Consider the following 21,954-nt stretch of genomic DNA (forward strand, 5'->3'; position numbering starts at 1 on the left):
CCCGCTGACAACATGCGGGCGATGAAAAAGGGTGGATGGAATGCAGGGGCTGTGGGCCGGACTACGCGGTCATGTGATCGTCATTTGCGCGTTGATCGGATGTGCGGCGTGGACCGTACCGGCGGGCGCCCAGCCGTTCCCGTCGCGCCCCATCACCCTCGTGGTGCCGTTCGCGGCGGGTGGCCCGACCGACACGCTGGCGCGGATCCTGTCCGAGCGGATCGCCGCTCAGCTGCACACGACCGTCGTGGTCGAGAACGTCGCCGGTGCCTCCGGCAGCATTGCGGGCGCCCGCGTCGCGCGCGCGACGCCTGACGGCACGACGATCACCATCGGCCATTGGGGCACGCATGTGCTGAACGGCGCAATCTTCAAGCTGCCCTATGATGTGATCGCCGATTTCGAGCCGGTCGCGACGATCGCGATGGGAACGCAGCTGATCGTTGGCCGGAAGTCGCTCGAGGCCAACAATCTGAAAGAGATGATTGCGTGGCTGAAGGCCAGCCCCGGCAAGGCGACTGCTGGCACGGCTGGTGCCGGCACGGGCGCACACGTCGCGGGCGTCTTCTTCAAGGAGAAGACCGGGACCGATTTCCAGTTCGTGCCTTATCGCGGCGCCGGACCCGCCATGATCGATCTCGTCGCCGGCCAGATCGACATCATGTTCGACCAGGCCTCGAACTCGCTGCCGCAATACAAGAACGGCGCGATCAAGGCGTTCGCGGTGACGTCGCCGACGCGGCTCGCGTCCGCGCCTGATATCCCGACCGTCGACGAGGCGGGCCTGCCCGGTCTCTACATCTCCTACTGGCACGGCATCTGGGCACCGAAGAACACGCCGAAGGAGATCGTCACAAAGCTCAACGCGGCCATCGTCGCGGTGCTTGCCGATCCCGTTGTCAAGCAGCGTTTCGCCGAATTGGGGCAGGAGATTCCGCCTGCCGACCAGCAATCGCCTTCGGCGCTCGGCGCATTCCAGAAGGCGGAGACCGAGAAATGGTGGCCGATCGTGAAGGCCGCCGACATCAAGCCCGAGTAGTTCTGCTGCGTTGACCTCTTCTCGCGCGCAAATGCCGGCTTTTCACGAAATCTCGCTGCGGTGCGAGATCACAATCGAGCCTTGAGTCTCTACGTCCTTGATCTCAGGTGAGCGCTGGCCGACAATGTTTGCCCTTCAATAAGAAACTCCCTGGGGGATTTCGTGAATAGACCTGCTCGGGTCAGCGCCCAATCGACATCATCCGACCCCGCTCACGGCATGACGCTGCTGCGCGATCCCTTGCTCAACAAGGGCACCGCCTTCACGGAAGCGGAGCGCGATGCGCTCGGCCTGCGCGGCCTGCTGCCGCCCTGCGTGCTGACGATGGAGACCCAGGTCGAGCGCGTGCTGACCAATCTGCGCACGCTGCCGACGGATCTGGAGAAATACGTCGCGCTGAATGCGCTGCATGACCGCAACGAGGCGCTGTTCTTCCGCGTCGTCGTCGACAATATCGACGAGATTCAGCCGATCATCTACACCCCGACGGTCGGGCTCGCCTGCCAGAAATACGGTCTGATCTTCCAGCGGCCGCGCGGCATGTTCATCTCATCGCGCGATCGCGGCCAGATCGCGGAGATCCTGAAGAACTGGCCCTATCCGGCCAAGCTGATCGTCGTGACCGATGGCGAACGCATCCTTGGGCTGGGCGATCTCGGCGCCAACGGCATGGGCATCCCGGTCGGAAAGCTCTCGCTCTATTCCGCCTGCGCCGGCGTGCATCCCGAGCATTGCCTGCCGATCGTGCTCGACGTCGGAACCAACAACGAAGAGCTCTTGAATGATCCCTATTATCTGGGCCTGCGCGAGCGGCGGCTGACCGGCGAGGCCTATGACAGCTTCGTCGACGAGTTCATGCAGGCTGCGCGAAAGACGTTTCCGGGCGTGCTGATCCAGTTTGAGGATTTCGCCAATCACTCGGCGTTCAAGCTGCTGCACAAATATCGGGACGAGGCCTGCGTCTTCAACGACGACATCCAGGGCACCGCGGCCGTGGCGCTCGCCGGCCTGTTCTCCGCGCTGCGCGTCAATGGCGGCAAGCTCAGGGATCAGCGTATCCTGTTCCTCGGTGCGGGCGAGGCGGCAACCGGCATCGCCGATCTCGTCGTCTCCGCCATGATGGCGGAGGGGATTTCCGAGGCGGAAGCTCTCCGGCGCAACTGGCTGGTGGATTCCCGCGGCCTCGTCGTCGGCGGCCGTGATGGCCTCTCTGGCCACAAGCTGCGCTATGCCCATGCCGGCCAAGCGCCGATCGCCGATTTCCTCACCGCGATCAAGACGCTGAAGCCGACGGCGATCATCGGTGTCGCCGCGGTCGGGGGCGCCTTCACGCCCGAGGTGCTCAAGGCGATGGCCGCGCTCAACGAGCAGCCCATCGTGTTCGCGCTCTCCAACCCGACCTCGAAGGCCGAATGCTCGGCCGAGGATGCCTACCGCTATACCGAGGGCCGCGCACTGTTCGCTTGCGGCAGTCCCTATGATCCGGTGACGCTCAACGGCCGCACCTTCGTGCCGCGCCAGGGCAACAACTCCTATATCTTCCCCGGCGTCGGCCTCGGCGTCATCGCCAGCCGTTCGCGCCTGGTGACGGACGAGATGTTCATGGCGGCCGCCCATACGCTCGCCGATTGCGTCGGCAAGGAGGACCTCGCGCAGGGCAGCCTCTATCCGGCGCTGCCCCGCATCCGTGAGGTCTCGGCCCGCATCGCCGTTGCGGTGGCAGACGTCGCCTACCAGCGCGGTCTCGCCGACGGCCCCGCTCCCAACGACGTGAAGGGCCTGGTCCAGTCCCAGATGTACGAGCCGCAGTATTGAGGCTCACAACTTCAGCCGAACGTGTGGGGGCAGCCCCTCACCCCAACCCTCTCGCCGTAAGAACGGGGCGAGGGAGCGCGAGAGTGGTGCGTCCCTGACGTCGGATGGTCAGCCAGATCGTTCGCGGTGACGCTTCTTAACCTCTCCCCGCTTTTTCAGCGGGGAGAGGTCGGATCGCGTGAGCGATCCGGGTGAGGGGCAAGGCACGCTGCTGGCCAAAATCGAAAGTTTATCCGTCTCGTCAGGCCGGCCCACGACGCCATTTCAGGTGGAATCGCCGTTGCGCGGCGCGGCCGCATATGCGACGATCTGTAGCGTTACAAGAAAACTCAATCCGCAAGGTCAGATGCCATGGACGATCGTTTGCCCGAACTGGGCGACCTCGAGCACGAGGTTATGCAATTGGTTTGGGCCCATGGTCCCGTTACGGCCGAAGTCGTGCGCGAGCGGCTGTCGCGGCGTCTAAAGGAATCCACGGTCCGCACGGTGCTGCGCCGGCTGGAAGAAAAGGGCTATGCTCGGCACACCGTGGACGGACGCACCTATGTCTACCACGCTGCGGAAGAGCGCGCGCGGGTCGCGGCCAAGGCGGTGCAGCGTATCGTCGACTGGTTCTGCAACGGCTCGATGGAGGAAGTCCTCGTCGGCATGGTGGACAATGCGATGCTCGACCAGCAGCAGCTGCGTACACTGGCCGACCAGGTGGCCAAGGCGAAGAAGGCGAGGGGAGTGAAGAAAGAATGATCGCAACTCTGGCTGAGGCGGCGCTACGCTCCTTCGTGCTGGGAGGCGTCGTCTGGTTCGGTCTCAACCTGTTTCGCGTGCGCAATCCGCACGTCCACATGACGGCGTGGGTCGTCGTGCTGCTGGCATCGCTGGCGATGCCCTTCGTGATGCATTGGCCGACGCTGACGATCACCCGGATGCCTCTGCCGGTATCCGTGCCGGATGATTTCCTGCCGGCCGACATCTCGATGCTGGAGGCCCCGCAACCGGCGCTGCCAATTCCGCCGGGCGCGGCTGTCGTGGCGCCGGCAAAAGCTGCTGTATCGATCAATTGGTGGCTGGTCGCCACCATCGTCTATGCCGGCGTCGCCGGCGCGTTGCTGCTGCGGCTGGCCATCGGTCTCTGCCTGACCTGGCGTCTGGCACGCGCGGCAAGGCCGATGAGCGGCCCGCAGCTGATCGACGCCGACGTGCGCGTCAGCCGCGAGGTCGGCGGTCCCGTCACGTTCGGCTCGACCATTCTGGTGCCGCCGCAATTCTCCGGCTGGGATGCGAAGAAGCGCCTCGCGGTGCTCGCGCACGAGAGCGCGCATGTCGCCAATCGCGATTTCTACGTCCTGCTGCTCGCCTCGCTCAACCGTGCAGTGTTCTGGTTCAGTCCGTTCTCGTGGTGGCAGCTCGCGCGTCTCGCCGAGCTCGCCGAGATCATCAGCGACGCCGAGGCGATCGAAGTCATCGACGACCGGTGGTCCTATGCCGAAATCCTGCTCGATGTCGCAACCAGCGTAAATCCGCGGCCGGTGGAGCTCGCGATGGCGCGGGTATCGACCGTGCGCGCCCGCGTCGAGCGCATCATCGCGGCCGCCGCCATGCCCGTCGCGGTCGGCTGGCGCAAGCGGCTATGGATCGCGGCCGCGATCATTCCGGCTGTGATCGTGTCCGCCGGCATGATCGCCTATCGCACCCCGGATCCCGCGCCCGTCGCTGCGGATACCGGCGAGGTGCCGGCCCAGCATTACCGCCCCTTCGTCAATTTCTACGCCATGGGTCCTGCCTCGGTGTTCGCCATCTTCCGCGAGGGCGACGACCTTTACGGCCAGCTCACCGGACAGCGCAGGCTGCGCCTGACGGTTGGCAGTGACGGCACCGCGGCCTACGCGACCTCGTCCGGCGAGATCACGTTCCCGCTCGATGCGGAGCGCCGCTCCTCCGAGCTGACGCTGCGCATGAACGGTCGCGATATCCGCGCGGTTCGCGTCGCCGAGATGCCGACGGCGGCCGTCGATCCCGCGTCGCTCGATCAATATGTCGGCTGGTACAGGATCGCGCCGAACCGCGTGCTCACCCTGCGGCGTGACGGCGATCGTCTCTGGTTGCGTGAGACGGGACAGGGCGCAACGCAGGTCCTCGCCGAGGGCGCTGACGCCTTCTCCTTCCGCGGCGACCATCTCTTGATATTCCTGCGCGACGAGCAGTCGAAGGTCGCACGCGTGCTGGTGCAGAGCGCAATGTTCGGCGCTCGCCTCGCGCCTCGCGTCGATGCAGCGGTGGCCCAGGCGGTCGAGGCGGACTTCACGCGCCGCCTTGCGGAAGTTCCTGACAGGTTCAGGGAGCAGGTCCCGGTCGCGGGCGGCAAGGAGATGATCTTGCGCGGGATCGAAGACCTGCGCGCCGGAACGCCGAACTACGATCGCATGAGCGCGCCGCTTGCGGCCAAGGTCCACCGGCAGCTCAATGAAATGCGCGAGGCGTTCCAGGCGCTCGGTGCGGTGGAATCGCTCTTCTTCCGTGGCGTCGGCCCCGGCGGCTATGACATCTATGGCGCGAAGTTCGAGAACGGCACGGCCGAATTCCGCCTGATGCTCGAGCCCGACGGCAAGGCCGGCGACGTGCTGTTCCGGGCCGACGGCAATGACGAACTCGGCGGCATCGTCTCCTGTTCGGAGGAGGCGAGCGTGCGCGGCCGCGCCGGCACCTCGCCGATCAGGATCATGGTCTACAACGAGATGGGCGAGGACCTTCAGGTCTTCAATCTCGACGCCAGCGGCAATCGCAGGATGCAGAGCGTCGTCAGGCCCAACGCGACCTGGGCCTCCACGACCACCGTGAACAATCCCTGGATGATCGCCGACAAGTCGGGGCGCTGCCTTGAGGTTCTTGTGCCGGGCCGGCAGACGCGCTTCCACAACGTCGAGGCGTCAAACCTCGGTGCGCGTCCCGGCCGCGCCGCGCGCCGCGCCGTTCCGATCGCCAATGGTGAGGAGATGCTGCGCCACTACATCGAAGGCGTCGGCAAGGGCCAGCCGGACTACGAGCGCATGACGTCGGAGGTGGCCGACATCACGCGTCAGCAGCTTCCGTTCGACCAGGCGATCCTGGCGCGGCTCGGCGCATTGCGCGCGGTTTCGTTCCGTGGCGTCACCGCGCTCGACAGCGACATCTATGTCGCCCAGTTCGCCAACGGCTCGGCGGAATGGCGCATCGGCGTCAGGAACGGCACGATCACGAAGATCGCGCTCGGACCCAATTTCTAGCGGTTCACATCTGCCGCAGGAGTGCCTGCTCAGATTTGTTGTGCTTCTGCTTCTGCGGAGACTGCGGAGTGAGACTCGTCGCATCGATGTGGGCGATTCCCGTTGTGCTTTGCCTGTCGGGGACGGCGTTCGCCGATGACCTCGCGACGCCGGGCGATGCGAAAAGCATGGGATTCTCGGCCGCGCGTCTGGCGCGGATCGCGCCGTGGTATCAGGCGCGCTTCGATTCTTTCTCGCCGTCGGACGGCCTTTTGCCCGGCGCGGTCGTCGCAATCGCGAAGGGCGGCAAGCTCGCCTATTTGCAGGCCATCGGATTTCAGGACCGCGCCAAGACCGTCCCGATGAAGACGAATTCCATCTTCTGGATCGCCTCGATGTCCAAGCCGGTGACCAGTGTCGCCGCCATGATTCTGGTGGACGAGGGCAAGCTCGACCTCGACGCTCCCGTCTCGCAATATCTGCCGGAGCTTGCGAACATGCGGGTCGCTTTCCAGAAGGCTGACCCGGCGACAGGCGAAATGGAGTACGGGCTCGGTCTGCCAAAACCAGCAAAACGTGCGATGACGGTTCGCGATCTGTTGCGCCATACGTCTGGCCTGATCTATCCGGAGCTCGATTTTGCCTACCCGGAACGGGGCCTTGCCGACGCAAGCGCCGACTTCGGGATCCGGACGATCCATGAGCTCTATGGCTTGAGGGCCGTGCGGAGACGCGACACGACGTTGGCGGAATTCGTGTCGAGCCTGGCCCGCCTGCCGCTCGCGCACGAGCCCGGCGAGGTCCATGAATATGGCTGGAGCGCCGAAGTGCTGAGCCGGGTCGTTGAAGTGGCGTCCGGTCAGCCCTTCGATCAGTTCCTGGAGAGCCACATCTTTGGTCCGCTGCATATGGTCGATACCGGCTTCTTTGTGCCGAAGGAGAAGCTCGATCGGCTCGTCGATTCTCCCATGCCGGAACGGCCGCCGATCTGGGATGTCACGACGTCGCCAAAGTTGTTTTCCGGCGACGGCGGACTCGTATCGACCGCGCCCGACTATCTCCGCTTTTGCCAGATGCTGCTCAATGGCGGCGAGCTCGATGGCGTGCGCGTGCTCAGCCCGCATGCGGTGAAGCAGATGACGACGAACGCACTGCCATCGGGTGTCAGCATCTTCGGAGGTGACGAGGTTGGCGCCCGCGCCGGAACAACCTTCGGGCTTGGCTTCGCCATCCGCACCGATCCGGTCCAAAGCTGGATACCGGGAGCGGTTGGAAGCTTTTCCTGGGCTGGACATTGGAGCACGTATTTCTGGATCGATCCGGCGGAGCAATTGATCGGCGTACAGATGGTCCAGGCGACGCCCGGCAGCAAAGGGCGCCAGGCGGTGCTGTATTCGGGGATCAATCACCTCGTCTATGGCGCATTGACGATTCCCGAGTCGACCGCCGTCCCGCCGGCTGCGCCGGTGCCCCTGAGCCCGGAAGCGCTCGCCGATTATGCCGGAACCTATGACTTCGGCGCCACGGTGAGCTCGCGTGACAGGCAGGGCCTGGCCGATGGCAAGACCGGATGGCTGGGAATCGGCAATTTCGTCGCCATGGAGCAGGAGGGGCTGAGGATCAACAAGCCGAACCCTGGCAGCAGCCCCGCAGCCAAGGCCGGTGTGACGGCGGGTGACCTCATCACTGAAATTGACGGCGCGCCGCTGAGAGGCCTCGCGCTCGCCGATGTCCTGGCCAAGCTGCGAGGGCCAGCCAACTCGACGATCAAGATGAAGCTCGTCCACAAGGGGCAAGACGGCGTGAACGACCTCAGTGTCGTGAGAGCCGACCGCCGTGTCAATTCGGTCCGGCTTCAGGTTCGCGTCGCGGAAGGCAAGCTCGTCGCGGAAGCGACGGGGGTCTGGCCGGTCCTCGAATTCGAGAAGGGCAAGGCGACCCCGTTCGTGGCGACATCAAGCAACGAATTCACCGCAGCCGACGAAGATCGTACCCGGATCGCTTTCGTCAGGGACGCCGCGGGCAAAGTCTCTGGGCTCATCTTGAATCCTGGGCTTTGGGAGCAGCACGCGGCGAAGATCGCGCTCGGGCCGAATTTCTAGGCCTCTCACGCGCGTCCGCCGGGCAGCGGATGCGCGCTTGTTCTACCGAGATAGTGCAGCGGCGTTTTCAATCCCGGCTTGCGCAAGCCGATCTCTAGTGTTACGGTCTGTAGCATTACGGTTCGTAGTCCGCACGCGGCAACATCGCGCTGCCGTCGGGTGGCTCGGAGAATTGGGCGTTCGCCATGAGCAATTCTGCAAAGGCTGAAGCGGTGCTGGCGCTTCATCGGTTCGGGATGGGGCCGCGACCGGGGTCGGTTGCCGCTGTCGGGACAGATCCGCGCGGCGCGCTGATTGCCGAGCTCGACCGGCCGCTGGTGCTGACCGCAGCGGCAAGCCTGCCTTCCAGTGCGAAGGCCTATCGCACGGTGGCCGACGCCAATGCGCGGCGCGCGGCGCGCGCCAAGCAGGCGCAGCAGCAGGCGAAGAAGCAGCAGACGGCGGCGGCGCCCGTCATGTCCGAAGATCAAACGCAAGGGCAGGCGCAAGGCCAGGGCTCCGCGAAGGATGCCGCCGAGATGGCGGCCAAGCAGGCGGCCGATGCCGTTCCCGATCCCGGCCGTCCGATGTATTTGCAGGAAGCCAAGCTGCACACGGAAGCCGCGCTCGCCGCCGACATCGGCTTCGCCGAGCGGCTGGTGTGGTTCTGGTCCAACCATTTCTGCATCTCGGCCTACAAGATCCAGAGCATGTCGGGTGCTTACGAGCGCGAGGCCATTCGCGCAAATGCGCTCGGCCACTTCGTCGATCTTCTGCTGGCGGTCGAAGGCCACCCGGCGATGCTGTTCTATCTCGATAATCTCGGCTCGATGGGCGCGAACTCGATCGCCGGCATCAACCGCAGCCGCGGCCTCAACGAAAACATCGCGCGTGAGATCATGGAATTGCACACGCTGGGTGTGCGGACCGGCTACACCCAGGACGACGTGATCAGCTTCGCCAATGTGTTGACGGGATGGACGCTTGTTCCGCCCGGAGACAATCCCGAGCACGGCGGCGAATTCACCTTCAACCCGCGGCTCCACGAGCCCGGCGGGCAGACGGTGCTCGGCAAGCGTTACGAGCAGGAGGACGCCGAGCAGGGCCGCGCCGTGCTGCGCGACCTCGCTGCACATCCGGCGACCGCGACCCATGTCGCAACCAAGCTCGTACGGCATTTCGTGGCCGACGAGCCGCCTCCGCCACTCGTCGAACAAATGGCGAAGACGTTCCGCGACACCGAGGGCGATCTCAAGCAGGTCGCTATCACGATGGTCTCGTCGGACGACGCGTGGCGCGGGTCGCCGTCAAAACTGAAGCGTCCGAGCGAATGGGGCGTTGGCATGGTGCGCGCGACCGGGATTACGGTCGTCGACCCCACGCGTTTCACGGCGGGCCAGGAGCTGCTCGGCGAAGGGCTGTGGCGGCCGTCGGCGCCCAAGGGCTATCCGGATGACGAGGCAAGCTGGATCGACGGCATTGGCCGGCGGCTCGACATCGCCAACAATTTTGCCGAGCGCGTGGCGGCCACTGCTGATCCGCAGGGGATCATCGAGGACGTTTTCGCATCGCAGATCGCGCCCGAAGTGAAGCAGGCGGTCGGCCGCGCCGAGAGCCGCCAGCAGGCGCTGGCGCTGCTGTTCATGTCGGCAGATTTTCAGAGGAGGTGAGCATGGGCTTCGACAATCATTTGCCCACGCGGCGCGAGCTTCTGGTCGGCTCCAGTGCGCTGTTCGCGTGGAGCCAGATGCCGCGGATCGCACGTGCCGAAGGGCGCGATCCGCGCCTTCTCGTCGTCGTCCTGCGTGGCGCGCTCGACGGTCTCGGTGCGGTCGCGCCGGTCGGCGATCCCGACTGGGTCGGCTTGCGCGGCGATCGCGCGCTGGTGCTGGACGGCAAGCCGCCGGCATTGCCGCTCGATTCCTTCTTCGCGCTCAACCCGGCGATGCCGAACCTGCACCGGCTCTACAAGGGCGGCAAGGCGGCGATCGTCCACGCCACCGCGACGCCCTATCGCGAGCACTCGCATTTCGACGGCCAGGACGTGCTGGAGAGCGGGTTCACCAAGCCCGGTGCCACCGCATCGGGATGGCTCAACCGCGCGCTGCTCGCGATGGAATCGGGTGGGCGCGTCGATCCGCGCGGCAGTCGCGCGCTCGGCATCGGCTCGGTGACGCCGCTGGTGGTGCGCGGCTCGGCGCCCGTTATGACATGGGTGCCGCAGAAACTATTGCCGGCGAGCGAGGACACGCAGAACCGCCTGCTCGATCTCTACCAGCACACCGACCCGAAGCTTGCGACCGTGCTCCAGGCGCGCATGAAGCTCGCCTCGCTCGGCGGCGCGCCCGGCACGGGCGATCCGATGTCGGACGATCCGACATTGATGCCGCCCGGCATCGCGCGCGTGCGCGCCTATTTCGCCGAAGCCGCCGGCACCGCCGCGCGCTATCTCGCCAAGCCCGACGGCCCGCGCGTCGGCGCGATGGGCTTCGTCGGCTGGGATACGCACATCGCGGAAGGCGCAGCGTCAGGCCAGCTCTACAATCTGCTCGGCGCGCTCGACGGTGCGTTTGCCGCGATCGAGAGCAACATGGGCGAGGTGTGGGGCGAGACGGTCGTCGCCGTCGTCACCGAGTTCGGGCGCACCGCGCGCATCAATGGCACGCAGGGCACGGATCACGGCACGGGCACGGTCGCCTTCCTCATTGGCGGCGCGCTCGCCGGCGGCCGCGTGATCGCGGACTGGCCGGGACTGAAGTCCGTGCAACTGTTCGAGGATCGCGACCTCAAGCCGACCACCGATCTCCGCGCCGTGCTGAAGGGCCTGCTCAGGGATCATCTGCGTGTCGAGGAGAAGGTGCTGGCGGATGCGGTCTTCCCCGGCAGCGCGGACGTCAAGCCGATGGGAGGCCTCGTCGGCTGACGGCGCGGCCGTCGCAACCGGATCGGGTCCATGATGTGCACACTGACGCAACGGGAACTCGACTTTCTCGCCAGCCTGAAAACCAGCTGGCGGCGGCTCTATCGGCGCGAGCTGATGCGGCTCCTGAAGGGTGACACCGAGGCGAGCGACGCGCAGCTGGAGACGCGCCCGATCGTCTGGCGTGTTGTATCGGGTTAGTTTTTCGCGAGTCTGGCTCGACTTAGGACACGCCACTGTGGTGGAATCGCCACAGCCGGCGCGAAACGGTCGTGGCCCTAAGCCTGCTTTCCTTCAGCCAAGGTTCTGCCCTCATTGCCCGCCGAAACTCCGGGCAGTTCGGAGGGCGTACCATGTCTCGCATTGCACGTGCCGAAAGTGCCCGAATTTCCCTCGCAAGCTCATGCCGGTTGCTGCTCGCCATCGTCGGTGCCGCATCGCTCGCCGCCTGCGCACAATCGCCGGTCGGCCGCCAGAAGGCCGATCTTGGCACCAATCGGCAGGCTGCGGTCCAGCGGCCCCATAGGGTAGCGGCCCTGCATCCGCGGCCGATCAGCCGGGTCCGCGACCGTGACGCAAAGCAAACCGCTTCGCACGGCGTTGCCAGCTTCTATTCGGACACGGAGACCGCGAGCGGCGAGAGGTTCGACAAGAACGAATTGACGGCGGCGCATCCCAGCCTGCCGTTCGGCACCAAGCTGCGCGTGACGGACGTCTCCTCAGGCCGCTTCGTGACCGTCCGGGTCAACGATCGCGGGCCCTATGTTCGCGGACGCGTGGTCGACATCTCGCCGTCCGCGGCCGAGGCGCTCGGCATGGTCGACAAGGGCATCACCAATGTCCGGCTCGACGTGGTGCGATAGAGCGCGATTGATTGACTTGAGCCGCCCCGCTTAACCGAGTGTTAGTCGCCCTGGCGCACCATGAGTGCCCAAACAAGTCGGGGCTCCAATTTGGGGTCCTCGGGGGAGGCGGCGTTTGAACACGATCCAGTATCTCGAAGATCAGGCCGCGCGCGCCGAGCGGCTCGCCAAACGGATCACGGATACGCTGACCATCGAAAAGCTCCTGACCTTTGCCGGCGAACGCCGCCGCGAAATCGAGGTCATCGCCGGCAGGTACCGGCGCGCCTGATAACCATGCACTGAACGCATTCGCCCTCGCTGCGAGGCGCGGAACTTCTGTTCGTCTCTGGCGTCATGTCATTGATGAATGTGGAGGAGGAAAGTCATGGGTTTTGGACGAGGTGCTTTGCTTTGGCTGCTTGGCGTGCCGCTGCCGATCGTTCTGCTGCTGGCATTGTTCTGGCACCACTAGTGCATGATCCGGAAAAGCGTGGAGTCGCTTTCTGATAAGATCACGCTCAAACAATAATGCTGCCACACGAAAAGCGCCGCGGAAGCGGCGCTTTTTTTGCCTGCGATTTGAAACGTATCAACGAGGACGGGGCGCGGTCAGCTATGACTCTCGACGAAGTCGCTGAGATAGTCGGGAAGCCGGACGCCATCGATGTCGCAGCGCGCCTTGATCTCGCCGGCGATTTCGGTCGAGATGTCCTTCATCCAGTGTTCGAGCGTGTTGAACGAGATCACCTTGATCGGATCGTTGAAGCAGCCGGCGACGAGCTCGCCGATGGTGGCTTCAAGATCGCTTCGTTCGATGCGGATTTCAGTCGCCTTGTCGCGGCGATCAATCACCACGAACAGGGTCTGGTCTGCGCCATAGGGCACGACCGCGGATGGTACGCCGGCTTCAAGCATCTTGGGGCTCTCGTCTCGACTTCCGATCCCGGTTAACGGGAAAATCGGGTAGAAGGTTCCTGCCTCATGAAAAGCTTGTCGCGCGCGTGCAGCTTCCGCGTCTGCACGCAATCAGAGAAATTCTCTCAACCGCGATAGCTCGATGACGTGCTCGGGCGAGAGGATATCGGTGACCAGCGGCGGCTGCGCAATCGTGTGAATCTCATAGAGATGCCTGGTCGTGGCCGGCTTCTCCATGAAGGCCGATATACACTGGTCGAGCGTACCTTCGCTCACCTGATAAGAATCCCTGTCCGGTCGGCGCTGGTTCGCAAGCGACGGCCATTTATGCAGGGTTGCCGGCGCTCCGAAATCGACCTTTGAATCCGCAACCACGTCTCCCATCGTCCCTCACGCAACAAAAATTGCCCCAACACGCGGGCCTGCGTGCCGGGGCCCACACCTATCACTGCATCTTAATGCCAAGCGCTTAACGCAGCAGCCGGGAAAAGGTTCCCGGCCGCCTTGTCGCAAATCAGCTCGCGGCCGCCGCGATTCTGTGGCCCGGGCTGGCGTGATCGTGGCTATCCTCATCGTCGCGGCTGACTTTCGGCGGAAGCCCGGCGAAGCGCCGCAGGGCTTCGGCCATCTGCACCCGACCCGCTACACCGGTGATCACCACGTCGACCATCGCAAAGGACGAGTGGAAATGGCCGCGTGCCCTGAGCTGCTCGACCGGGACGCCGGCGGCCGCCATTGCCTCGGCATAGGCGATGCCCTCGTCGCGCAACGGGTCGAATTCACAGGTGACGACCAAGGCCGGCGGCAGGCCGGCGACGTTGCCGCGCAGCGGCGAGACGCGCGGATCGGTGCGGTCGGCTGGTGAGCAGTAGAGGTCCCAGAACCAGCACATCAGCGAGCGCGTCAGGAAATAGCCGGTCGCATTGTCGTTGTAGGAGGGCCGGTCGAAGGTGCAGTCGGTGACCGGGCAGACCAGGAGCTGGCCGGCGATCTCAGGCCCGCCGCGATCGCGCGCAAGCTGGCAGGTGACGGCGGCGATGTTGCCGCCGGCGCTCCAGCCTGCGACCAGCACCGGGCCCGGCCTGCCGCCAAGCTCGGTCGCGTGCTCGGCGATCCAGCGCGTTGCCGCATAGCCGTCCTCGGCCGCGGTCGGGAAACGATGCTCGGGCGCGTGGCGATAGCCGACGCTGACGAACATCATGCCGGTCCGCCGCACCAGATCGCGGCAGAGCGGCTCGTCCGATTGCTCGTCGCCGAGCACCCAGCCGCCGCCGTGGAAATAGACCACGACCGGATGGGGCCCCGGCGTTGCCGGCTTGTAGATCCGGTAAGGCAGCGTGCCGTCCGCGCCGGGCAGCGTGCCGTCGACGATATCGCCGATCAGCCGTCCCGCGGGCCGGCCCTGGTTGAACTCGTTGACGAAGGCGCGTGCGCCGAGCGCGCCCATCGACTCGATCGGCGGCAGGTTCAGCGATGCCAGCAGGTTCAGCACCAGCCGCACATCCGGCTGCAGGCATACCACCTCGCCGTCGTTGCATTGCGCGGCGCCGTTGGGGCCGGTCAGCCTGAAGCCGAGCATGCCGCGGGCCGTGACCTCGTCGCAAATGCTGCGATAGGGGCCGACGCCGCCGGTGTAAGGCATCAGGCCCTGCACCTTGCCGGGGACGTTGGCGCCCGTGTACCAGGTGTTGGCGAGCCGGTGCAGGGTCACCATCGAACAGTCCGTCATGTGCCGGCCCCAGCCGGCCTGCGCCGTCTCGGTCGGCTCGATCGTGGTGAAGCCGGCGTCGCGCAGCGCAGCGATGCGGTCGACGACCCAGTCGACATGCTGCTCGATCGACACCGCCATGTTCGACAGCACCGACGGGCTTCCGGGCCCGGTGATGATGAAGAAGTTGGGGAACCCTTCGACCGTGACCCCGAGATAGGTCTGCGGCCCCTGCGCCCAGACATCGGTCAGCGACTTGCCGCCGCGTCCGGTGATCGGATGCACGGCGCGGATCGCGCCGGTCATGGCGTCGAAGCCGGTCGCGAACACGATGACGTCGACGTCGACGTTACGTTTGCCGGTGGTGATGCCGCTGGCGGTGATCGCCTTGATCGGCTCCTGGCGCAGATTGACCAGCGTGACGTTCGGCCGGTTGTAGGTCGCGTAGTAATTGGTATCGAGGCAGGGGCGTTTTGCGCCGAAAGGATGATCGTGCGGCATCAGTGCGGCCGCCGTCTCCGGATCCTTCACGGCAGCGGCGATCTTCTCGCGGATCAGCTCGCCGATCAGCGCATTGCCGTTGAAGTCGACGCCCTGGTCGGCCCAGAGCTGCGTCAGGATGTGGACGAGGTCGCCGGCTGCCCAGGCACGTTCGAACCGCTCACGACGCTCGGCATCGCTCAATTGCCAGCTCACGACGGTTTGCTGCGGATAGGGCACGCCGGTCATCGACTGTCGCGCCTGCTCGCGATAGGCCGCGCGGTCGCTCTGGAAAATATCCATGCGATCGGACGGCGAGGGGCCGTTATGCGCCGGCAGCGCGAAGTTTGGCGTTCGCTGGAACACGGTCAGATGCGCGGCCTGCTCGGCGATCAGCGGGATCGACTGGATGGCTGACGACCCCGTGCCGATCACGGCGACGCGCTTGCCGGCGAGATCGACGCCGTCATGCGGCCAGCGCCCGGTGAAATAGACTTTGCCCTCGAAATCCTTGACGCCGTCGATCTCCGGCGGCTTCGGCGCGGAGAGGCAGCCTGTGGCCATGATGTAGTGGCGGCAGGAGACCGGCGTGCCGCTGCTCGTGGTGAGCTGCCAGCGCTCAGTCGCTTCGTCCCATTTGGCTTCGGTGACCTTGGTCTTGAAGCGGATGTCGCGGCGCAGATCGTAGCGATCGGCAACGAAGCCGAGATAGCGCAGGATCTCGGGCTGGGTCGCGTATTTCTCCGACCAGGTCCACGCGTTATCGAGCTCCGGATCGAAAGTGTAGCTGTAGTCGATGGTCTGGATATCGCAGCGGGCGCCGGGATAGCGGTTCCAGTACCAGGTGCCGCCGACATCGCCGGCTTCCTCGAGGGCGACCGCCGTGAGGCCGGACTTGCGCAGGCGATGGAGAAGATAAAGGCCGGCAAATCCGGCACCGACCACGGCAACGTCGACTTGTTGGGCTGTTCCACTCGCCGCTTTGGACTCACGTGCGGCGACCATTGCGTCTGGCATGGTATTCCTCCCGTGTCTTTTGTTTTGCCGGCAGGCTATCGCCGCAGGCTTGGCTTGTCATCAGGACAGGTACAATCTTCGGTAGTCGTTTGCGGCGCCATCGTGGCCGCGCGAAGGTTGCGGCGATACACGCACCGCGATGCACAACCGCCGGGATTGTCCGGGCTAATCAGACCACATCCTTCTGTGTATGCTTGCGGTTACAAGCCACGCGTACCGACCGGACGTCATGACAGAGTTGAGCGAGCGGACGAAAGCCAACATGGACGTCGTCCTGGAGCAGACGTGCCGCCAATTGCCGCACGGCGGCGATCACGACAGCCGCAGGTTCATCGCCGAGCGCCTGATCGAGGCGGCGCAATCGGGCCATTCCACGCTTGGTGAGCTCGGCATCGTCGCACGCCGCGCGCTGGCGGAGATCGTCGCCAAGGGCGGTTAGCCGGCGCCGCCGAGCTTGCCTCATCGCGGGCCGCAGACGTAACCTGTCGGGGAACCTTTTGGCGCATCGAGATCCCCCAGGATGCTACTCCAGTTTGCACTCGTTGTGGCGTCTTCACTCCTTTGCTGGGACGGTGCGGCCGTCGCTCAGGCGGTCGGGCAGTTTCCGTTCGCGCTGACGCGTGAAGGACAGATGCTCGGCGCCGTCGAGGGCGAGGTGGCGTCGTTCAAGGGGCTGGCCTACGCGGCGGCTCCGGTCGGCGCACTGCGCTGGCGCCCACCGCAGGCAACGGCCGAGAACCCCGAGATGCGCACCGCCTATGAGTACGGCGCGCCGTGTCTTCAGCCCTCGCTGCCTGATACGAGCGAGGACTGCCTCACGCTCAACGTATTCCGTCCCTTCGGGGTCGATGGTCCGCTGCCGGTGATGGTCTTCATCCATGACGGCGGCTTCATCAGCGGCACCGCGAACGATCCGCTGTTCGACGGTGCAAAGCTCGCGCAAGCGGGCCTCATCGTGGTCACCGTGAATTATCGGCTCGGCGCGCTCGGCTGGCTCACTCATCCCGCGCTGTCGGAAGGTGGCTCCGGCAATTACGGCCTGATGGACCAGATCGCGGCGCTGCACTGGGTGCACGACAACATCGCGGCCTTCGGCGGCGATCCGAACAACGTCACCCTGTTCGGCGGCGGCGCAGGCGCGACGTCGATCGCGCTGCTGATGCTGTGTGCGCAATCGCGCGATCTGTTCCAGAAAGCCATTCTGCAATCGCTGCCCGGCCGCGCGCGCCTGCGCCCGGTGCAGGAGGCGGAGGCCATGGGCCGGCAATTCGTGGCAGCGCTTGGGCAGCAGGCGGATTTGCGCGTCGCCGCGCCGGCGCGGCTGCTTGCGGCCGAACAAAAACTGCTCGCCAAATCTGAGCGTAGCTTCGCGCCCGCGATGGATGGAATCCTGGTGCGCGAAGACGTGGCCGCGGGATTTGCGGCAGGACATGAAAGCCGCATTCCACTTATGATCGGCTCGAATGACGACGAGACGCGTTTCGACGGCGAGTGGGAGATCAGGGAGACGCTGGCGTCCTCGGGCGAGAGCAGCGATGAGCTGCGCCAGCTCTACCCTGACATCGCCAGGCCATCGGAGCGCGCAGCCAAATTCTATACCGACAAGGTTTTCTCCGAGCCGGTCAGGCTGCTTGCCCGCCTCCATGCGGCAACCGGTGCGCCAACGTTTCGCTATCGCTTCGCTTACGTGACCGAGGCCCGGCGCACAAATCCCGACGAAGGGCACGGGCGCGAGTTGCAATTCATCTTCGGCGCGGAAGGCGTGCCCGGCGCGGGACCGCTCACATGGGGGGATCGCGAGGTCGCGACCCGCATGCGCGGTTACTGGATCAACTTTGCGAAGACTGGCGATCCCAACGGCCCGGACCTGCCGCATTGGGACGCGGCCGCAGACCGCGATCGCCTGCTGCTGATCACGAACGATCGCATCGCGAGCGGAGACGACCCCTGGTCGGATCGCCTGGACCGGCTTGCAGGTGAGAGCAGAAAATGAGTTGGGCTTAGGCCGCGAGCTCGACGCGCGGCGCGGGGCTCAGCCGGTGTTCTTCCAGGTGGTCCATCGCGCCGTCCTTCTCGACGGCGTAGAACTGCTGGCCGTCCTTGGACCTGTAGGCGGCGCGAACGACGCCACGGCGGCCCTTGTCACTGTTGACGACGTCCCCCAGCGCAAACTTCTTCATCTCACGTCTCGCTTGTCTTCAGGCCGATTCCTTCGGCCACGGCCGGATTGTGAGCGGCAAATCGTTAACGACTTGCTAACCATACCGGTTTGCCTATGCTCGCCGCCGTTCGCGCGGGCAGCTCGCACGCGCATGTTGTCAACGAGACGAGCCGGCATCCATGACGCGATTTCCAACCCTCTTCCTGTCGCATGGCGGCGGCCCCTGGCCCTTCATGGAGGACCGGCGGGTGCAATATGCCAAGACGGCCGCGGAGTTCGGCCGGCTGCCGCAGCTTCTCCCCGAGAAGCCCAAGGCCGTGCTCGTCATCACCGGCCATTGGGAGGCCGACGCCTTCACCGTGTCGACCTCGGCGCATCCGCCGATGGTGTACGACTATTACGGTTTCCCCGAGCATACCTATCACCTCAAATATCCGGCGCCGGGCAAGCCCGAGCTCGCCGCGGAGGTGAGGGCGCTGCTCAAGCACGCCGGCCTCGATTGCCGGGAGGACCCCAATCAGGGTTTCGATCACGGCACCTTCGTGCCGCTCGGCCTGATGTATCCGAACGCGGACATGCCGATCGTGCTGCTGTCGCTGAAGTCGAGCTACGATGCGGCCGAGCACATCAAGGTCGGACAGGCGATCGCATCGCTGCGTGACGAGGGCATTCTCATCGTCGGCAGCGGGCTCACCTATCACAACATGCGCGGCTTTAACCGGCCGGAGTCCAAGCCCGTCTCATATGATTTCGAGGCCTATCTGAACGAGGCGATCAGCAACCCGGATGCGGCGCGCCGCAACGCGATGCTGGTCGACTGGGAGAACGCGCCGAGCGCGCGTCTCGCGCATCCCCGCGAGGACCATCTGCTGCCGCTGATGGTCGCGGCAGGTGCCGCCGGCAGCGACGTTGGCAAGCGCGTCTTCGTCGACGAGGTCGCGAACGTCGCGATGGCGTCGTATGTGTTTGGATGAATCGTAGGGTGGATTAGCGCAGCGTAATCCACCATCGAGCCGCAATGAAGGTGGTGGATTACGCTGGCGGACTGCGCTTCGCGCAGCCGCGGGCTAATCCACCCTACGGGGTTCCGACTAAAAATGTCGAAAACAACCCCATGCACAGTAGAACGGCCCAGCAAATAGAATGGCTTAGCAGAGTACTTTGCCGGGCAGGATACGCGAGCGGTATTTCGACGGGTTTGACACGTCGGGCAAAACAGCGGCAAAATTCGATCATGGCACCGCTCTCGCTCGGCCACACCAAGATCGAAGGCACGGTGCGCTATCTCGGCATCGAGGACGTGCTCGCGATTGGCGAACAAGTTGGTGTGAATGACCAGGGCAGAGCGGACATGCTTTGCCCGTCGGCCATCAGCCGCTTCGGGCCAACAGGCGAGTTCGAAACAAGAGAACCGCCAAACGAACCGGTCTTTAACGAGCGCGCATTGGGGATGCTGCCAGCTTCGTTGCGCCTTTGAAGGTGCGATTCTCCGCCGCGATCAGGTGGCAGCTGTGGTGTCCGAGGCACAGTTCTCCAACAACTGGCTTCCAATCGGGAGGCCTGTCGATTTTGTCTAGACGGACAGTGCTAGTGCCGGCTTACTCTTGATTGTCCGAGTCTGGAAATACTTCGGTTTCAGGATTATCGACGCCTCTGATGACGCTGCATGTCACGGTCAACGACGCTCAGACTGGCGCCCCCCGCTGTGACGTGAAGGCGGTCATCGCCGTAGTTGGACTTGCGATCGAGGCCAGAATAGCCGGCGCGCCAGCGATGATCGCTGAAGGTGACCGGACCGCCTTTTACTTGCGCGACGCCATCAGACATGGCGCGCGCGGCATTATAAGTTTCGGAGTGTGCGGCGGGCTAGATCCGAAGCTCCGACCAGGTAACATTGTCATCGCCTCGTCGGTATTTGCCGCGAAAGATGAAGCTTATCCAGCCGACCTCCCCTGGGCCGAGGAGCTCCTTCGGATGATCCCGGGTGCCAGCTACTCTGCGATAGCTGGTGTCGCTTCCCCGATGACAAGTCTTGAAGAGAGACGGGATTTCCATGGCATCACCGGGGCGGTTGCCGCCGATATGGAGTCGCAGATCGTCGCTCGAATTGCTTCCGAACTCAGAATTCCCTTTGCCGTCTGTCGTGTTGTTCTAAACCCCGCTCATCGAAAACTTCCGAGGGCAGCGCTCATAGATATCGGGCCAGCAGGTAAGCCTGAACTGCGCAAGATTGGACGTTCGCTTGTTCAAGACCCGGGGCAACTCCCTGGTCTTGGCCGGCTCGCCGTTGACTCCGTCATGGCGGTGATGGCTTTGCGCAGCGCCAAGCGACGGCTCGGAGCTCACTTTGGTTTCCCGCACCTGTGTTCACGAGACCGAGTCCCCATTCCGACGCGTGCACTTGAAACGATAGCCACACGCGCCTGATCTTGCAGCAGCGCGCTCCCGATCTCAGACTCCAGGCTTGTCCAGGTCCGAGATGGTGTTTGAATCTGCACGCCGGCGCAGGAAGACGTTACTCACCGAAAGAGCCGGCGCGGCCAAAATATCCGCCAGCGCGTTCCAGGAAAACGTTGGCCGAGGCGCGCCCGCATGGCACGAGGTCTGCTCGGCCGCTCGTCCGAAGCAGCCTCGTCGTCTCATAAATCGCCAGGCGAGCGAGTTCCAGTCGCGCCAAACCTGCTCGGCCCTTTGGGATAGCAAGCCCGAGACGATTTCCGGCGCAGGTCCGAAGACCTCAGGCAGTTTGCTCGACAAACTGTTGTCCGACAGAACGTCCCATCTCGAAAATCCGCCCATGATCGGAGATGAAATGGCGAACACCACGCGACCAATCCGCGCCTCTCGTGCCGGGAAAGAACACATTGGGCAAGGTTCGACGATTGAATACAAGGTGCAATCCGGCAAACGCTTTTGTCTTAGAATCTTCTGCGCCTCTGAAAGAGCCACGAGTTCCGCGTGTCGGGTCACGTCGCATTCCGATGAAACGTGGTTGGTCGCTTCTGCGATGACCCGTCCTCGATACGCGATTACGGCGCCGAATGGCAGCTCTCCTTGCTTCACCCCTTGCCGAGCGAGTTCGAGGCATCTTTCCATCATTCGCAGATCTTGGACGTCAGCTTCTGATCTACTCATAGGCGCCCCCTTGGGAACGCGAGATCGGTGTTGAGAATGCGTCTGTCGCTGCCCCTTCATACTACGGCGGCGTCGTAGCGACGAAGAATGTTTACGGCGCCGCTACGGAGGCCGCTCCTGCGGCCTGGCATATTGGCAATTAAACAACGGGATACAAACAGTCTGACTTGATCTGGATCAAGGACCGTTACCTTTCAAGTACCGCACTGACCACGCGATGGTCGATTGTCTGTGTCGGCCCCGGGGTTCCTCAAAAATGGACATCCCGGATTTTGTGGGTACACGCGCTAATCCGTCCTACGCGGCTCCAAGCTCAGCCGTACTTCAGCTTCATGAACAGGATGCCGCCGGCGAGCACCATGGTGATGCCGTTGGCGGCGACCAGGGGGGCGTCGCCAGAGAGCAGGCCGTAGATGAGCCAGAGCGCCAGGCCCAGCACCATGACCAGAAACATGCCGAACGAGATATCGCGCGCCGAGCGCGTCTTCCAGACCTTGATGAACTGTGGTGCGTAGGCGACGGTGGTGCAGGTGGCGGCGGCAAAGCCGATCAGCTTGATCGCGAAAGGGTCCATGCCGGCTCTATAGCATGGATTCGGT

The 21,954-nt window shown here is 64.4% G+C and carries 21 protein-coding genes; 15 read left to right on the forward strand and 6 right to left on the reverse strand.

Going from position 1 to position 21,954, the window contains the following annotated elements; genetic code table 11:
- The first annotated feature begins 40 nt into the window (after window positions 1–40).
- From ABIB99_RS27420 to ABIB99_RS27465, 10 genes are all read left to right on the forward strand, one after another.
- Window positions 41–1,039, forward strand: a complete 999-nt coding sequence (locus tag ABIB99_RS27420) for a tripartite tricarboxylate transporter substrate-binding protein (protein ID WP_354102693.1) — start codon at window positions 41–43, stop codon at window positions 1,037–1,039.
- Window positions 1,040–1,201: 162 nt separating this feature from the next.
- Window positions 1,202–2,854 carry an NAD-dependent malic enzyme gene (locus ABIB99_RS27425; RefSeq protein WP_354102694.1) on the forward strand — a complete coding sequence of 551 codons (1,653 nt, stop codon included), beginning with the start codon at window positions 1,202–1,204 and terminating at the stop codon, window positions 2,852–2,854.
- A gap of 351 nt (window positions 2,855–3,205) precedes the next feature.
- Window positions 3,206–3,598 carry a BlaI/MecI/CopY family transcriptional regulator gene (locus ABIB99_RS27430; protein ID WP_014493096.1) on the forward strand — a complete coding sequence of 131 codons (393 nt, stop codon included), beginning with the start codon at window positions 3,206–3,208 and terminating at the stop codon, window positions 3,596–3,598.
- A complete protein-coding gene (locus ABIB99_RS27435; RefSeq protein WP_354178327.1) occupies window positions 3,595–6,114 on the forward strand; it encodes a M56 family metallopeptidase in 2,520 nt (839 codons plus the stop codon). The genes ABIB99_RS27430 and ABIB99_RS27435 overlap by 4 nt, the downstream gene beginning before the upstream one ends.
- A gap of 68 nt (window positions 6,115–6,182) precedes the next feature.
- Window positions 6,183–8,195, forward strand: a complete 2,013-nt coding sequence (locus tag ABIB99_RS27440) for a serine hydrolase (RefSeq protein ID WP_354178329.1) — start codon at window positions 6,183–6,185, stop codon at window positions 8,193–8,195.
- 185 nt (window positions 8,196–8,380) lie between these two features.
- The gene (locus ABIB99_RS27445; protein WP_354178331.1) at window positions 8,381–9,844 is read left to right on the forward strand and encodes a DUF1800 domain-containing protein; all 1,464 of its coding nucleotides are present in this window, start codon (window positions 8,381–8,383) and stop codon (window positions 9,842–9,844) included.
- A 2-nt stretch (window positions 9,845–9,846) separates the two neighbouring features.
- Window positions 9,847–11,097 (forward strand): DUF1501 domain-containing protein, encoded by a 1,251-nt coding sequence (locus tag ABIB99_RS27450; RefSeq protein WP_354178333.1) that lies wholly within the window; start codon window positions 9,847–9,849, stop codon window positions 11,095–11,097.
- Window positions 11,098–11,127: 30 nt separating this feature from the next.
- Entirely contained in the window at window positions 11,128–11,295 is a 168-nt protein-coding gene (locus ABIB99_RS27455; protein WP_354178335.1) for a hypothetical protein, read from the forward strand.
- A gap of 152 nt (window positions 11,296–11,447) precedes the next feature.
- Complete coding sequence (locus ABIB99_RS27460; RefSeq protein ID WP_354178337.1) at window positions 11,448–11,957, forward strand: septal ring lytic transglycosylase RlpA family protein; 510 nt, start codon at window positions 11,448–11,450, stop codon at window positions 11,955–11,957.
- A 115-nt stretch (window positions 11,958–12,072) separates the two neighbouring features.
- Window positions 12,073–12,228: a hypothetical protein gene (locus ABIB99_RS27465; RefSeq protein WP_166343542.1), complete on the forward strand. Its 156-nt coding sequence runs from the start codon at window positions 12,073–12,075 to the stop codon at window positions 12,226–12,228.
- Window positions 12,229–12,548: 320 nt separating this feature from the next.
- Here ABIB99_RS27465 and ABIB99_RS27470 read toward each other — a convergent pair whose 3' ends face one another.
- The 3 genes from ABIB99_RS27470 to ABIB99_RS27480 form a co-directional block, all read right to left on the reverse strand.
- Window positions 12,549–12,854, reverse strand: a complete 306-nt coding sequence (locus ABIB99_RS27470) for a hypothetical protein (protein ID WP_014493104.1) — start codon at window positions 12,852–12,854, stop codon at window positions 12,549–12,551.
- 111 nt (window positions 12,855–12,965) lie between these two features.
- Complete coding sequence (locus ABIB99_RS27475) at window positions 12,966–13,238, reverse strand: hypothetical protein (protein ID WP_063979744.1); 273 nt, start codon at window positions 13,236–13,238, stop codon at window positions 12,966–12,968.
- 130 nt (window positions 13,239–13,368) lie between these two features.
- On the reverse strand, window positions 13,369–16,059 hold the full coding sequence (locus ABIB99_RS27480; RefSeq protein ID WP_354178341.1) for a flavin-containing monooxygenase: 2,691 nt from the start codon (window positions 16,057–16,059) through the stop codon (window positions 13,369–13,371).
- Window positions 16,060–16,249: 190 nt separating this feature from the next.
- Here ABIB99_RS27480 and ABIB99_RS27485 point away from each other — a divergent pair, with 190 nt between their 5' ends.
- Both ABIB99_RS27485 and ABIB99_RS27490 read left to right on the forward strand, forming a co-directional pair.
- Window positions 16,250–16,498: a hypothetical protein gene (locus tag ABIB99_RS27485; RefSeq protein ID WP_014493107.1), complete on the forward strand. Its 249-nt coding sequence runs from the start codon at window positions 16,250–16,252 to the stop codon at window positions 16,496–16,498.
- 81 nt (window positions 16,499–16,579) lie between these two features.
- Window positions 16,580–18,052, forward strand: a complete 1,473-nt coding sequence (locus ABIB99_RS27490; RefSeq protein WP_354178343.1) for a carboxylesterase/lipase family protein — start codon at window positions 16,580–16,582, stop codon at window positions 18,050–18,052.
- Between the two features lie 7 nt (window positions 18,053–18,059).
- On the opposite strand, the gene ABIB99_RS27495 is transcribed toward ABIB99_RS27490, so the two are convergent.
- Window positions 18,060–18,239, reverse strand: coding sequence for a hypothetical protein (locus ABIB99_RS27495; protein ID WP_014493109.1), 180 nt, complete (start codon window positions 18,237–18,239; stop codon window positions 18,060–18,062).
- A 160-nt stretch (window positions 18,240–18,399) separates the two neighbouring features.
- Here ABIB99_RS27495 and ABIB99_RS27500 point away from each other — a divergent pair, with 160 nt between their 5' ends.
- The 3 genes from ABIB99_RS27500 (at window position 18,400) to ABIB99_RS27510 (ending at window position 20,647) form a co-directional block, all read left to right on the forward strand.
- Window positions 18,400–19,194 carry a DODA-type extradiol aromatic ring-opening family dioxygenase gene (locus ABIB99_RS27500; RefSeq protein WP_354178346.1) on the forward strand — a complete coding sequence of 265 codons (795 nt, stop codon included), beginning with the start codon at window positions 18,400–18,402 and terminating at the stop codon, window positions 19,192–19,194.
- A gap of 44 nt (window positions 19,195–19,238) precedes the next feature.
- Window positions 19,239–19,697, forward strand: a complete 459-nt coding sequence (locus ABIB99_RS27505; protein WP_354178348.1) for a hypothetical protein — start codon at window positions 19,239–19,241, stop codon at window positions 19,695–19,697.
- Window positions 19,698–19,876: 179 nt separating this feature from the next.
- The gene (locus ABIB99_RS27510; RefSeq protein ID WP_354102702.1) at window positions 19,877–20,647 is read left to right on the forward strand and encodes a phosphorylase family protein; all 771 of its coding nucleotides are present in this window, start codon (window positions 19,877–19,879) and stop codon (window positions 20,645–20,647) included.
- 24 nt (window positions 20,648–20,671) lie between these two features.
- Here the strand turns inward: ABIB99_RS27510 and ABIB99_RS27515 are convergent, their stop codons facing one another.
- Together ABIB99_RS27515 and ABIB99_RS27520 are read right to left on the reverse strand one after the other, a co-directional pair.
- The gene (locus ABIB99_RS27515; RefSeq protein ID WP_354178350.1) at window positions 20,672–21,355 is read right to left on the reverse strand and encodes a nucleoside deaminase; all 684 of its coding nucleotides are present in this window, start codon (window positions 21,353–21,355) and stop codon (window positions 20,672–20,674) included.
- A gap of 313 nt (window positions 21,356–21,668) precedes the next feature.
- Complete coding sequence (locus tag ABIB99_RS27520; RefSeq protein ID WP_354178352.1) at window positions 21,669–21,929, reverse strand: SemiSWEET transporter; 261 nt, start codon at window positions 21,927–21,929, stop codon at window positions 21,669–21,671.
- Window positions 21,930–21,954 lie beyond the last annotated feature (25 nt).

It is taken from the genome of Bradyrhizobium sp. LA6.1, from assembly GCF_040547805.1.
Classification (GTDB): domain Bacteria; phylum Pseudomonadota; class Alphaproteobacteria; order Rhizobiales; family Xanthobacteraceae; genus Bradyrhizobium; species Bradyrhizobium barranii.